The following is a 13,371-nucleotide window of genomic DNA, read 5'->3' as shown; positions in this document are numbered from 1 at the left end:
GCCGCGTCGGCTGTTATTTGAAGTTGAAACCAACCGTCACGCCATAGGTCGCAGGCCGGCCGGCAAACCGGGCGGAACTGTCATTGGCAGGGATGACGTTGGTCCAATAATAGGCGTTAAAAATATTCTTGGCCCACAGGCTGACCCGCCAGCGTTCGTCGCGCGCCACATAGCCGACGCGACCATCGACCGTCGTATAGCCGTTGATCTTGTAGATATAATCGACCCCAGGCTTGAGGATCGTCGCGGGCGATGCCGGGAATGTGATCCGGCGACCGCCCAGGGTTGCATCCGACGCGCTGCGGCTGGCGATGGTGAAGCCGAAGAAGGGCGCGCCGCCATCGGGCATTTCGACCTTGTAATCGACGTTCAGCGAACCCGACCATTTGGGCGTGAACGGCAACGGATCGCCGTTGAAATCATTGTTCACGCCAATCACGTTTACGCCCGTATAGCGCTTCACCTTGGAGTCCAGATAGGTGCCCGCCGCTGCGATCGTCAGCCCTTCGACCGGGCGGAAGGTGACATCGGCCTCTGCCCCCTGAATGCGCGATTTGGGCACATTGACCAGCACGTCGAGAATACCGAAGATCGGGTCCGGCGTCTTGCCGCGGATCTGCTTGTCGCGATAATCATAATAGAAAGCCGCGAAGTTGAGCGAGACCATGCGATCGAACAGTTGCGTCTTTACGCCTGCCTCATAGGCCGTGACCGATTCCTGCGTCACAGGCGAAAGCGCGGTATAGGTCGCGGCTGCCAGGCTGGGATAGGAACCGGCCTTGTACCCGCGCGATGCGTTGGCATAGACCAGCGTCTGCGGGGTTACCTGATAATCCAGGCCAACGCGCCACGAGACATTATCCTCTTCCAGCGTCCTGACATAGGGCTGGCCGGGCACGTTGTTTTCGTTCAGCGAATAGCAGTCCGTGTTGCCGATCGGGGTGAAGGGCACGCTGCCCAGCAGCGATCCGAGCAGGTTGAACAGGTCGGCGACATTGCCATCGCCCGCCGCATAGCCGCAGATGTTCGCGTTGTTGCGGCTCTTGGTATAGCGCGCCGCGCCCTTGAGCGTGAGTTCTTCGGTCAGCTTGAATTCTGCGTTGCCGAAGAAGGCGTAATTTTCGATCTTCTGCTTATTGGTCACGCCGCTGGCGTTGATGAACAGGTTATTGGGATTGAAGTTGGTGCTGTCGATATAGCGCAGAACCTGATTTTCGAAGGTCGTGCTCTTTTCATAATTCGCACCCAATATCCAGCGGAAGGTGCCGGACTGGTCGTTGGCCAGACGCAGTTCCTGATTGAAGGAATGAATATAGCCGTCATTGCGTTCCAGATCGAACACGATCAGGTTCATGCCGTCGCCGTCGGTGACCTGATCCTGCTTGTAATCGTCATAGGATGTCAGCGACGTCAGCGTCAGATTATCGCTCAGGTCGATGTCGCTGCGCAGCGCCGCCTGGAAGAATTTGCGATCCGCACGCGGGCGAAGCGTGCCGGTCGACCAATCGGCTGCCCGCGCATTGTTGGGCGCGAACGGATAGCTCAGCAGTTCAGGCTTGGCAAAGGCGGGAATCTGGCCGAATTTGAGCACCAGTTGTTGCGCCTGCGGATCGGACTTGTCGCGCCACCCGTTGATGTTCAGCGCAAAGCGCACCGTGTCGGCAGGCGTCCAGTCCAAGAGGAAGCGTCCGGCATAATATTCCTGCTCGCCCAGCTTGTCGTTGCGGGTGTAGCTTTGCTGCCAGTCGTCGGCGTGCAGCGCCGTTCCGGCGACACGAAAGCGCAGATTTTGCGTGATTGGTCCACTGATGAAGACATTGCCGTCCACCTGGTTGAACCGGCCATAGCTGATGTCGCCGCCAGCCTCGAATGAGGATGTTGGCTTGGCGGCGATATAGTTGATCGCGCCGCCTGTCGAATTCTGGCCGAACAGCGTGCCCTGCGGTCCCTTGAGCACTTCCACCCGTTCCAGGTCGAAAGCGGTATGGCTGGCCATTACCGGGAAAGGCAGCGGTGTCTGGTCGAGATAGACGCTGACCGCCGGATAGACGCCCAGCGAGCTTTCGTTGAAACCCACGCCGCGCAAGGTGAAGATCGGCGTATTGGCGGTGCTCGATGCAAAGGCGAGGCCCGGCACGACGCTGGCAATATCTTCCAGCGAGGTGACCTTGCGGTTTTCGAGCGCTTCGCCTGATACCGCTGTGATGGACAGGCCGACCTTGTTGATATTTTCCGACCGCTTGTTGGCGGTCACGATGATTTCACCGTCGGTCGATGGTTGCGGTGTCGATGCGGTGGCGGCCGATTGGGGCGCCGCCTGATCCTGCGCGAAGGCAGGGCTGGCCGCGACCAGCCCGACCACGCCCGCCGAACGCATCAGCCGTGAAAAATTCGTCTTCATTTTTTCCCCTCCAATTGTGATTTTAGTTGATGATTTTTTGCGTATTTTCAGATGAATATCGGCTCAGTCGTCCAGCAGCGCCGTGACCGTCTTGGTTTCGGTATAATGCAGCACGCCTTCCTCGCCGACTTCGCGGCCCCAGCCCGATTCCTTGACGCCGCCAAAGGGCGCCGACGGGTCGTTCATGCCGTGGGTGTTGATCCACACCGTACCCGCCTGCAATTTGCGCGCGGTCAGGTGCGCACGCGACAGGTCGCGGGTCCAGATATTCGCGGCCAGGCCGTAACGGGTGTCGTTGGCTTGACGGACCACTTCCTCGACATCGTCGAACGGCGTGGCGACCAGCACCGGGCCGAAAATCTCCTCCCGCACGATGCTGGCGTCGGCGTCGGGATTGGCGAAGATGGTCGGCTCGACGAAATAGCCGTCGCGACCACCGGTGCCGCCGCCGGTGACCAGGTCCGCGCCGCTCGCCTTGCCCTGTTCGATATAATCGAGCACCCGGCCCTGTTGCACCTTGGACACCAATGGCCCCAACATCGTGTCGGGATCGCGCCCATGGCCCAGCTTGAACGTCTTGGCGACCTGGGCCACGCCGTCGACCACCTTGTCGAACACCGAACGTTCGACATAGAGGCGCGATGCCGCGAGGCATACCTGACCGCTGTTGAAGAAGATGGCCAGCGCCGCACCGATCGCCGCCTTGTCGAGGTCCGCGTCGGCAAAGATCAGCGAGGGCGACTTGCCGCCCAGTTCGAGCGTAACCCGCTTGAGATCCTTCGCGCAGGTCTGGACGATCTGCTTGCCCACGCGGGTCGAGCCGGTGAAGGCGATCTTGTCGATGCCGGGATGTTCAACCAGCGCCTGCCCCGCTTCATGGCCATAGCCGGTGACGATGTTCAGCACGCCTTCGGGCAGCCCTGCCTCCAGCGCCAGTTCGGCAAGACGCAGCGCGGTCAGGGGCGTGACTTCCGACGGCTTGAGCACGATGGTGCACCCTGCCGCCAATGCCGATGCGATCTTCCACGCGGCCATGGCCAGCGGATAGTTCCACGGCACGATCTGCCCAACGACGCCGATCGGTTCGCGCACCGAATAGCTGTGATATTGACGGCCATCGCCCGAAATCGGGTTTACCTGGCCATAGATTTTCGACGCCCAGCCCGCCATGTAGCGAAAAATATCGACGGCAGCGGGCACGTCCACGGCCAGCGCATGATGCACTGCCTTGCCATTGTCATAGCTTTCGAGCAGCGCCAGTTCCTGCGCATGATCCTCGATCTTGCGCGCGATCGCCTCGATGATCTTGCCGCGATCGAGCGGACGCATCCGGCTCCACGCTGCGGATTCGAACGCCGCCCGCGCCTTCGTAACCGCCCGGTCCACATCAGCCGCCGTGCCCGCAGGAACGGTCGCGAAAGCCTCGCCCGTGGCGGGATCCTCCACTGCGATGGTGCGACCGTCCCCGGCATCTTCCCAAGCCCCGCCGATCAGCATCTTTTGCGATGGCAGACGAACTTCAAATCCCGGCTCGCCATGCAGTCCCGCGGCGATGGTGGTTGGTGCATTCATGGAAACAGTCTCCGCGCGTAAAAAAGAAAGAGCCGCGCCCGCCTTTTCCGGGCGCGGCCCAGGGGGAGAGGGTTCAGCTTCGGGTGAAGCGGATCGGCAACGCCTTGTACCCGCCGACGAAATTGGTCTCGACCATGCGCGGGTCGCCCGCCAACTCGACCGATTCGAGATGCGGCAGCAGTTCCTCGAACAGGACGCGCATCTCCAGCTTGGCCAGATGTTGCCCCAGGCACATATGCGGGCCAAAGCCAAAGGCGATGTGCGGATTGGGCGACCGGGTGATGTCGAAACGGTCGGCGTCGGCAAAGACCGCCTCGTCCCGGTTACCAGACGGATAACAAATCATCAGCCGTTCCATCGCGCGAATGCCCATGCCGCGCACCTGCGTATCGGCGGTCGCGTTGCGCATGAAATGCTTGACAGGGCTGGTCCAGCGGATCGCTTCGTCCACCAGGCCGGGGATGAGAGAAGGGTCCGCCTTCACTTTGGCCCAGTTTTCGGGATAGAGCATCATGCCGTGCAAACCGCCTGCGGTGGACGACGACGTGGTATCGTGGCCTGCCGTAGCGATCGCGACATAATAGCCATTTGCCTCGTTACGGGGGATCGGCGCGCCGTTAATGCGGGAATTGGCGATCAGCGACAGCAGGTCGTCGGTCGGATTTTCACGACGATCGGCGCTCAGCTTGTCGAAATAAGTGTAGAAATCCTCGATCGAGGCCGCCCATTGCTTTGCCGCGACCACCGGGTCGGTCGCCATTTCGGGCCGCTGTTCTTCGGGATCATGGACGCCGAAAAATTCCTGCGTCAGCTTGAGCATACGCGGTTCATCTTCCGGCGGCACGCCGAACAGCGTCATGATGACGCGCAACGGATAATGCAGCGCGAAATCGCGGACGAAATCACATTCGCCATCGAAGCTCAGCAGATTGTCGACCGACTGGCGCGCCAGGACGCGGATCTGTTCCTCCAGCTTGCTGATCTTGCCAGGCAGGAACCAGTTGGACGTCAGCGTGCGGTAGGACGCATGTTCGGGCGGGTCCATATAGGTCAGCGACGACAGGATGCGGATTGACCCGCCATTGATTTCCCGCGTGAAAGCGTCGGACGCCTGATCGACCAAAATCGGATTGTGATCGGCATTGTGGAACAGCTTGCCGTTGCGCTCCACTTCCTTAATGTCAGCATGTTTAGTCACGACCCAGATCGGATCGTAACCCGGCACCTGAGCGATCCCCAGCGGCATATTGTCGCGCAGCCACTTGAACGCCCCATAAATGGTCGCGTCGTCGGTATAGCTTTTGGGCGCGATAACGATCCGGGCTATGTCGTCGGGGATGATGGGACGCACGTCGGCATCCAGCGAAGTCGCCATGAAACTACCCTCTCCTGATACGCTGCCTTACGGCGATATACGTATTGCGTATGGCCATTACGTAACTGCGGGACGGGATTAGTCAATCGCTAATATCGGTCGGACCATTGAGACTTACAGGCGTAGAAATCGCCTGTTTTCCGCGCTTTTTTGGGTCCAAATTCGCGTTTACCGTCCTCCAAACTGAATTATGACACAAAGTTTGAATAGAGCTGCTTATATCGGCACCGGGCTTTTCCGTCAGCGATAAGCCGCGACCGCCAGGCGGAAGGGCCGCCAGTCATGATCGGCCGTCAGGGACGTTCAGGGAAAGGGTGGCAAAGCCATGGCCATGTCGTCGGGGCGATCGGCTTGCGTACCGGCGCGGATCGAATGGACATGGGGAATAAAGGCGCGCTGACGCAGCGGGCCGAAAAAATCGAGCATCAACGGCAGCGCATGTTCGACCATGGTCGCGGCATCATCCACGGCGATATGGCCGTCCACGCGCGCCAGGAAAGTGGCCGGTTCCCATCGCCCGACGAAATCGGCAGCCTGACGGTAAAAGCCCAGAATTTCCGGGGTGTAATTGAGTCGCTGGTCAAACCCGGCTCACCGCATGTGGCCCCAGATGCGGACCAGTTGCGCGCAGGTGATGCTCAGCGCATCGCCCTGCTTCGTCTCGATGATGTCCAAAATGCCGATGCTGGCGAGCGTGCGCGCGTCCTGCGCGGCGTGTGGCCAGCGGTCCAGCAGCGATGCGATCATCACCGGCGGTCCGTCTTCGCCCACGCGATGCGCGACCAGCTGTCCCAACTGGTCAAAGGCGCTGGCCTCGACTCGCCTTTCGGTTGCCTCTCCGCCGATGATCGCCTTGATCTGCGCCAGCGTCAGCCGGTTTTCCCCCTGAAGTCGCCGTACGGCCAGAATGGCCTGCACATGCTCGTCGCCATAATCAGCGACGGTCTTGCGCGGACGCGCGGGTTCGGGAATAAGTCCTTCGCGCAGATAGATACGGATTGTCTCCCGATGGACTCCGGTCCTCCAGTTCGCGCATCTTCCGAACAGTTGCGCAAGCAGTTGCCCAATGGCGTCGATTGCGTGCTGGACACGTCGGGCGCGGTCCCGGCGATCGATGCGGGCGTGGCCTCTCTTGCCCCTCTTGGGCGTCTTGCCATCGTCGGCGTGCCCAGGGCGCTGGATGCGGCTATCAGCCTCAACATCCTGACCCTCCTGTCGCTTGGCATCTCGATCTGTGGCGTGACCGAAGGCAATGCCGACCCGCAGACGTTCCTGCCCGAACTGATCGCGCTCCATGCAAAAGGGCTGTTTCCGTTCGAGAAGCTGATAACGACCTATAGGCTGGAAGACATCAACCAAGCGATCAAGGACCAGCATGATGGCCGCTGCGTCAAGGCTGTGCTGACGATGGCATGACCTTGCCCGCCGGGCGATCCGTTTCCTTGCCGGCGCGGATCGCCTCGACATAACGGAAGAAAGCGCGCTGCCGCATCAGGCCGAAGAAATCCAGCATGAGCGGGAGCGCATGTTCGACCATGGTGGCCGCCTCCGCCACATCGATATGTCCGTCGACCCGTTCCATGAAGGTTGACGCTTCCCAGCGTCCGACGAAATCCGCCGCCTCGGTGTAAAAGCCCAGTATGTCGGGCGTGTAATCCAGCCGCTGATCGAACCCGGCCTTGCGCATGTCGCCCCAGATACGCACCAGCTGCGCGCAGGTGATGCTCAGCGCCTCGCCCTGATCCGTTTCGATGATATCCAATATGCCGATCTTCGCGAGCGTGCGGGCATCCTCCGCCGCATGCGGATAGCGTTCCAGCAGCGACGCGATCGTCACCGGCGGCCCGTCCACGCCGACGCGATGCGCGACCAGTTGCTCCAACTGGTCGAACGCGCTGGCCTCAACCCGTCCCTCGGTACCTTCGCCGCCGATGATCGCCTTGATCTGAGCCAGTGTCAGCCGATTCTCACGCTGGAGCCGACGCACGGACAGGATCGCCTGGACATGCTCCTCGCCATAATCGGCAACCGTCTTGCGCGGCCGCTCTGGCTCCGGGATCAATCCTTCGCGCAGATAGACGCGGATCGTCTCCCGATGAACCCCCGTCCGATCCTCCAGTTCGCGCATCTTCATGATGGCGCTACAGCATGGCGCACCGGACAGGGCAAGCCGCTATGTTACTTATATACGTAAGGCCCGGCGGCTCAGGCAGCGACCTTGCCGCCATCCTCCGCTTCCTGCATCGCGCTGAGCAGCCGCCGCGCCTGGTTGACCGCGCCGTCGCTGGCGATGCCCACGAACGCCCGGTCCGGTTCGTCGTCGATCCGGCGCTGCTGCGCTTCAAGCGTTTCTTCATCCTCGGTGATGGTATCGAAAAACTGGTCGAACAGCACGTCCGGCACACCGCTGTCCCTGGGCGCCGTGGTGCAGATGGTCCACAGATAATGGCTGGTCGTTTCCGTTTCCGGCGTGATGAAATGATTGTTGGCCAGCATGAAGCCATTGTCGCGCTTGCCCTCATAGGCGCCGGTGCCGACATCGCAACCGCCTGCGTTGACGCGGCAGGTCATGCCGATGCCCGGCTCGAACCGCACTTCCTGCCACCGATCGACCCGGCCCTTGAAGCCGCCAGCGTCGATATAGGATTTGGGCGGGATCGAATTGGGCATCTTGCGCAGCAACGTCACCTTGCGGCCGTCGAACTCGACCTTGGTATCGGCATTATAATGCTGTTCCGGATTCCCGCCGATCGTGCGCGCATGGATATAGGGCACATGGGTGAGGTCCATGATATTGTCGATGATCAGCTGCCAATTGGCCTTCACCGGGAAATTATAGGGCCGCCACGTCCAGGCCGGATCATCATGTTCCGGGCTGTCGACGATGATCGACGGATCGGCCAGCGCCGGTTCGCCCATCCAGATCCAGATCAGATGATCCTTTTCCACCACCGGATAATGACGGACATTGGCGGCGGCGGGAATGCGCGCCTGGTTGGGGATGCGGGTGCAGGTGCCCTTCCCGTCAAATTCCACGCCATGATAGCAGCAGCGGATGACGTCGCCATCGACATGGCCGGCGGACAGCGGCATCGCGCGATGGCTGCACCGGTCCTCCAGCGCGGCGATCTCCCCGCTTTCGGTGCGGAACAACACGACCGCCTTGTTCAGATATTTGCGCCCCAGCGTCTTGCCCGGTTCGATATCGGCGGCGAAAGCGGCCACATACCATGCGTTGTAAATGAACATGCTGCTCTCCATTATCCGGCCGGGCCGTTCACGGCTCCGGCGCTACCCTATTGTTGGTGGTTATTATGGATGGCCCGCGCAGAACCGCCAATCGCAATCCCATAACGCCATAAGAAAAGCGGGAAACAAAGACAGTAAAGCGGGATCACCGCAAATATAGCCCCCCATTCATGTCCAGTGTGGCGCCCACGAAGAACCCACCGCGATCCGAAGCCAGCAGTGCGGTCGCCGCCGCAATCTCGCCCACCTCCATGAAGCGGCCGACCGGCACCTCGCCCTCGACCTGTGCGATCTGTTCCGCCGACAGTCGCGCCTTGGCCGTGTCGATCGGTCCCGGCGCAATGGCGTTCACGGTCACGCCGGTCCCGGCCAGATAGCGGGCGAAATATTTGGTCAGCATGATCGCCCCGGCCTTGGAAGCGGCATAATGGGGGGAAGCCACCGTCCCGCCATTCTGCCCGGCGAGCGACGTGATATTGACGATCCGGCCATAGCCATTCTCGCGCATATGGTCGGAAAATATCTGGCAGCTCAGGAATACGCTGCGCATGTTGATCTGCACGATCGCGTCGAACTCTTCGGGGCTGATGTCCTGCGTCGGCGTGCGCTTGGCGAAGCCGGCATTGTTCACCACGATGTCGACCTTGCCCCACAGGCCCGCCATCTGATCCCGCGCAGCGAGGAAATGCGCCTTCTCCCGCACGTCCAGCGTCAAGGCGATCGCCGTCTCGCCCGACGGATCGAGCGAGGCTGCTACCGCCTGCGCCACAGCGCTGTCCACATCGCTGACGGCCACGCGACCGCCCCCGGCATGGATTTCGCGCGCCACCGCCTCGCCCACACCACGGCCGCCGCCGGTCACCAGCGCAGTGCGGCCTGCAAAGGAAAAACTGCCGTTGGCCGGCAGCGTGAAGTGATCGCTCATGATATCGTCCTGCAATAAAATGGCGGGGAGGGCCGCACCCTCCCCGCCCATGCCGTTTGTCAGCGGCGGATAGACAGCGTCAGGCCATAGGTGCGGGGCGTATTGGTAAATATCTTCCAATAGGTCGTGCCATTGCCCGGTACGGCCAGAAAGGCGGTGATGTCGTCCGCATTCACGATCTGATAATTGTTGGTCAGGTTCTTACCCCACAGACCGATCTGGAACCGGCCATCGGCTGTTTCATAATTCAACCGAGCATTGAGTGTCCGGCCCCGCGTATCGCGATGCAGATTGTCATATAGCCGGAGCGTATTGGCGTCGTCGGTCGAAATGCGGGTGGAGAAGTTGAAGTCCGCCTGCGGCGTCAGCGTCGCGCCATTGCCCAGTCGCCCGGTATAGGCCGCGCCGACGGTGAAGCTGTCGCGCGGTGCGAACTTGGCCGGATTGCCCGAATAATCGAGGTTCACCAGCGGATCGCGCAGATCGGTATAGGTGCCGACCAGATGCGTATAATTGGCGGTCAGGCGTAGATCCTCGACCGGGCGAATGACGGATTCGACCTCCATCCCCTTCATCTTCAGCGTGCCATTATAGGTATGGGCAATACCGCCCGCGCCGGAGAAATTCTGGAGATTCTTGGTCGTCTGGTGGAACAGCGCGACGTTCAGATCCAGCTTGTTATTGAACAGACGCGACTTTGCGCCGATTTCATAATTTTCGGCATTTTCCGGCTCCAGCGGGATGGTCGGGTCGCGATAGGCATTGTCGACGAAGCCGCCCGATTTGAATCCCTTGGCATAGGTCGCATACATGTTGATCTGTTCGTTCGGCTCGAACTTGATCGTGAAGCGCGGCGTGAAGGCGTCCCATGTGCGGCCGCCCGATGCGCGCACTTCGCCGGGGAAACCGAAACCGGGAATGGCGCCTGCATCCGTCGTCGAAAACGCACGATAATCGATTTTCTTGCGATCCGACGTGTAGCGACCGCCCGCGACCACAGCCAGATTGTCGGTGATTTCGAATGTCGCTTCGCCGAACACGGCCAGGCTGCGAACATTGCCGTCCTGAACGCGCGTGATGTTGGTGACGTCGGGATTGCGGCGGATGCTGCCGGGCACGGCCGATCCGGGCAGCGGGCTGTAGAAGAAGATGTTCGTCGTCGAAACATCCGCCGACAGGAAATAGGCACCTACGACATAGGAGAAGCGGCCCGGTGCCGATGCGAAGCGCACTTCCTGCGTGAAGCTGCGGTTCTTGACCACCTGCCGGCGGTCGAACACCGGCACGACCGTCCCCACCGGCACGTCGTCGTTGATCGCGCGGCTGTCGTTCAGGCGATAGCCGGTGATAGACGTCAGCGTGCCGCCAAGCAGGTCGAGGTCGCCGCGCAGATAGCCGCCGCGCAGCCGTTGGCGATAGGGTGACGATACGAAGTCGTTATTCGTCCATTCGTCGTCGGTATAGGCACCGAACGTGTCGGGGATGACCTGATTGCCGCCAATGCCGAGCTGGATCGCGCCGCCATTGCCTTTGGTATAGCTATAGTCACCTGACAGGACGACCTGCAGCGTATCGGTCGGCTGGAACAGCAGTTTGCCGCGCGCCGAATAGCTGTCATATTTGCCATAACGTCCCGACTGGTTAGGCGTGTCGATCAGGCCATCGCTATGTTCAGTGCTGAACGCGAAGCGTCCGGCGATCTTGTCCTCTACCAGCGCGCCGTTCAGCATCCCTTCGGTCCGCACGAAGCCGCCATTGCCGCCACTGATCTGGGCGAAATAATCATCGCTGAATTCAGGATTGTTGGTGACCACCGCAATCGCGCCGCCCACCACATTGCGTCCGAACAATGTCCCCTGGGGGCCGCGCAGGACTTCGACGCGGTTGGTGTCGTAGAAATTGGCGTTCAGGTCATTGTTGAACACATAATAGACGTCGTCCATGAAATAGGCGACCGGCGTGTCAAGCGTAGCGGTGCGGAATGTCGACACATTGCCACGGATCGCGACGATCGACAGCGACTTGTCAGCGGTGTTGATGGTGATGCCCGGCATCTGCTGCGTCAGCGCGGCGGGGCTGTAGACCTGCGCCTCGCGCAGCAATTCGCCGCCGAACGCCGCGATGGAAAAGGGCACTTCGCGCACGGTCGATTCGCGACGCTCGGCGGTGACGACGATGTCTTCGGGGAAGATCGCCTGCTGAGGCGCGGCGTCCTGCGGCACTGGCTGATCGGCCTGCGCAAAGGCCGAAACGTTCATCATGGCGGCCATGATCGCGCCCATCGCGCAGGATGTTTTGAAGCTGAAAGGCATTCCCGGACTCTCCCTTAACAACACGGCTTGATGCCGTCTGCCAACCGTGAAGCAGCAAAAACAAAAGAGGTGCAATAGTATCGTCCCGGTTATTGAATGGTCCGACCACATTCCGATTGGGGCGTGGCGTGGAGTGGCTCTAGTCAGGGATCAGGGAATGGCGCTGGCTTCGATTCACGCCGCGCCGATAACGAAAAGCAAGGAAGAGGCTGAAAAACTCATGCAGTCCACAGATAGCGCCGACATGACCAGGGTAGGACCGGGCACGGTCATGGGCACGATGATGCGCCAATATTGGATGCCCGCCGTCCTGTCGTCCGAGGTAAAGGCCGATGGCGATCCGGTCCGCCTGATGATCCTGTGTGAAAAGCTGATCGCCTTCCGCGACAGCAGCGGCCGGGTCGGCATCATGGACCATCGCTGCCCCCACCGCTGCGCGTCGCTGTTTATCGGGCGCAACGAGCAAAATGGCATACGCTGCGTCTATCATGGCTGGAAGTTCGACGTGGACGGCAAATGCGTCGACATGCCGTCCGTCCCCGCCCGCATGGACTTCAAGGAAAAGGTTCATGCCAAGGCGTATAAAACGCATGAAGCCAATGGCTTGATCTGGGTCTATATGGGCGAGAACCAGTCTGCCCCGCCGCCGATCCCCGAAATCGAAGCGACGATGCACCCGGACGCGGAAATCTGGTGCCTGCAGCGCGACTGCAACTGGCTCCAGGCGCTGGAAGGCGACATCGACACCAGCCATGTCGGCTTCCTGCATGTCGGCTCGATCGAGGCGGACGATCTGGATGAGGATCATCCGATGCGCCCGACCGTCCTCAACCGCGCGCCCGACTATGAAGTGGCGCAGGCCGACTGGGGCGTCATGTATGGCGGCTATCGACCGAATGATGATGGCCAGATGAGCTGGCGCGTCGCTCATTATATGTTCCCCTTTTGGACGCAGACGCCCAACAACCGCTTCCACACCCGCGCCATTGCCCGCGCCTGGGTGCCGATGGACGACGAACATTCGATGCTGTTCGACATCACCTGCGGCGTCGACGCGGGCAACCCGGCCTATACCTCGACGCTCAAGGACGGCACGCCCCTGTTCGCGCCGCTGGAATATGCGCCGACGACCACCGACTGGTTTGGCCGCTGGCGCTCGCCCGATAGCGAGAAGAATGACTGGGCGATCGACCGTGAATCCCAGCGCAACGGCACCCAGTTCACCGGCATCCCCAACATCACGATGCAGGATCAAGCCGTGACCGAAAGCATGGGACCGATCACCGACCACAGCTTTGAAAATCTGGCCCCTACCGACCAGATGATCGCCCGCGTCCGCCGCCGCGTGCTGCTCGCCGCCCGCGCGCTCGCCAACAAGGGGACGCTGCCACCGGGCATCGAAGACCCCAGCATCTTCTACCGCGCGCGCGCAGGCTCCTTCCTGCACGACCCTAGCGACACGCTCGCCAACGCCTATGAATCGGCACTGGCCAAGGCGGTACGCTGGCCCGACAAGGTCGAAGCGGCTGAGTGACAC

General features: G+C 61.0%; 11 protein-coding genes. 2 read left to right on the top strand and 9 right to left on the bottom strand.

The genetic code is table 11. The features are described from left to right. Positions 1-13: 13 nt before the first annotated feature. The 5 genes from CEQ44_RS02315 to CEQ44_RS24660 form a co-directional block, all read right to left on the bottom strand. Positions 14-2,401 carry a TonB-dependent receptor gene (locus CEQ44_RS02315; RefSeq protein WP_088181888.1) on the bottom strand — a complete coding sequence of 796 codons (2,388 nt, stop codon included), beginning with the start codon at positions 2,399-2,401 and terminating at the stop codon, positions 14-16. Positions 2,402-2,464: 63 nt separating this feature from the next. After that, positions 2,465-3,898 (bottom strand): aldehyde dehydrogenase family protein, encoded by a 1,434-nt coding sequence (locus CEQ44_RS02310; RefSeq protein ID WP_088181927.1) that lies wholly within the window; start codon positions 3,896-3,898, stop codon positions 2,465-2,467. A gap of 148 nt (positions 3,899-4,046) precedes the next feature. Continuing rightward, a complete protein-coding gene (locus tag CEQ44_RS02305; protein WP_088181889.1) occupies positions 4,047-5,348 on the bottom strand; it encodes a cytochrome P450 in 1,302 nt (433 codons plus the stop codon). Positions 5,349-5,651: 303 nt separating this feature from the next. Next, on the bottom strand, positions 5,652-5,834 hold the full coding sequence (locus CEQ44_RS24665; protein WP_217894974.1) for a hypothetical protein: 183 nt from the start codon (positions 5,832-5,834) through the stop codon (positions 5,652-5,654). A 105-nt stretch (positions 5,835-5,939) separates the two neighbouring features. Next, positions 5,940-6,320 (bottom strand): MerR family transcriptional regulator, encoded by a 381-nt coding sequence (locus tag CEQ44_RS24660; RefSeq protein ID WP_254914345.1) that lies wholly within the window; start codon positions 6,318-6,320, stop codon positions 5,940-5,942. 36 nt (positions 6,321-6,356) lie between these two features. Between CEQ44_RS24660 and CEQ44_RS02295 the strand changes: the two genes are divergently transcribed. Continuing rightward, positions 6,357-6,764 (top strand): zinc-binding dehydrogenase, encoded by a 408-nt coding sequence (locus CEQ44_RS02295; RefSeq protein ID WP_254913638.1) that lies wholly within the window; start codon positions 6,357-6,359, stop codon positions 6,762-6,764. Here CEQ44_RS02295 and CEQ44_RS02290 read toward each other — a convergent pair. The 4 genes from CEQ44_RS02290 to CEQ44_RS02275 form a co-directional block, all read right to left on the bottom strand. Then, positions 6,739-7,482, bottom strand: a complete 744-nt coding sequence (locus CEQ44_RS02290) for a MerR family transcriptional regulator (RefSeq protein ID WP_088181890.1) — start codon at positions 7,480-7,482, stop codon at positions 6,739-6,741. The two genes, CEQ44_RS02295 and CEQ44_RS02290, sit on opposite strands and share 26 nt — an antisense overlap. A 71-nt stretch (positions 7,483-7,553) precedes the next feature. Next, positions 7,554-8,597 (bottom strand): aromatic ring-hydroxylating dioxygenase subunit alpha, encoded by a 1,044-nt coding sequence (locus CEQ44_RS02285; protein ID WP_088181891.1) that lies wholly within the window; start codon positions 8,595-8,597, stop codon positions 7,554-7,556. A 145-nt stretch (positions 8,598-8,742) separates the two neighbouring features. Further along, positions 8,743-9,522: an SDR family NAD(P)-dependent oxidoreductase gene (locus CEQ44_RS02280; protein ID WP_088181928.1), complete on the bottom strand. Its 780-nt coding sequence runs from the start codon at positions 9,520-9,522 to the stop codon at positions 8,743-8,745. Positions 9,523-9,581: 59 nt separating this feature from the next. Further along, entirely contained in the window at positions 9,582-11,834 is a 2,253-nt protein-coding gene (locus tag CEQ44_RS02275) for a TonB-dependent receptor (RefSeq protein ID WP_088181892.1), read from the bottom strand. 220 nt (positions 11,835-12,054) lie between these two features. On the opposite strand from CEQ44_RS02275, the gene CEQ44_RS02270 reads away from it, so the two are divergent. Continuing rightward, complete coding sequence (locus CEQ44_RS02270; protein ID WP_256960013.1) at positions 12,055-13,368, top strand: Rieske 2Fe-2S domain-containing protein; 1,314 nt, start codon at positions 12,055-12,057, stop codon at positions 13,366-13,368. The last annotated feature ends 3 nt before the right edge of the window (positions 13,369-13,371 follow it).

The sequence above is a fragment of the Sphingobium sp. Z007 genome (genome assembly GCF_900013425.1).
In the GTDB taxonomy this organism is placed as follows: domain Bacteria; phylum Pseudomonadota; class Alphaproteobacteria; order Sphingomonadales; family Sphingomonadaceae; genus Sphingobium.
Note: the sequence above shows the minus strand (reverse complement) of the source record. Positions and strands in the feature narration are given on the sequence as shown.

Coding starts and splice junctions, on each gene's coding strand:
- CEQ44_RS02315 (WP_088181888.1), bottom strand. CDS start 2,401: ATGAAGACGAATTTTTCACGGCTGATGCGTTCGGCGGGCGTGGTCGGG.
- CEQ44_RS02310 (WP_088181927.1), bottom strand. CDS start 3,898: ATGCTGATCGGCGGGGCTTGGGAAGATGCCGGGGACGGTCGCACCATC.
- CEQ44_RS02305 (WP_088181889.1), bottom strand. CDS start 5,348: ATGGCGACTTCGCTGGATGCCGACGTGCGTCCCATCATCCCCGACGAC.
- CEQ44_RS02295 (WP_254913638.1), top strand. CDS start 6,357: ATGGACTCCGGTCCTCCAGTTCGCGCATCTTCCGAACAGTTGCGCAAG.
- CEQ44_RS02290 (WP_088181890.1), bottom strand. CDS start 7,482: ATGAAGATGCGCGAACTGGAGGATCGGACGGGGGTTCATCGGGAGACG.
- CEQ44_RS02285 (WP_088181891.1), bottom strand. CDS start 8,597: ATGTTCATTTACAACGCATGGTATGTGGCCGCTTTCGCCGCCGATATC.
- CEQ44_RS02280 (WP_088181928.1), bottom strand. CDS start 9,522: ATGAGCGATCACTTCACGCTGCCGGCCAACGGCAGTTTTTCCTTTGCA.
- CEQ44_RS02275 (WP_088181892.1), bottom strand. CDS start 11,834: ATGCCTTTCAGCTTCAAAACATCCTGCGCGATGGGCGCGATCATGGCC.
- CEQ44_RS02270 (WP_256960013.1), top strand. CDS start 12,055: ATGCAGTCCACAGATAGCGCCGACATGACCAGGGTAGGACCGGGCACG.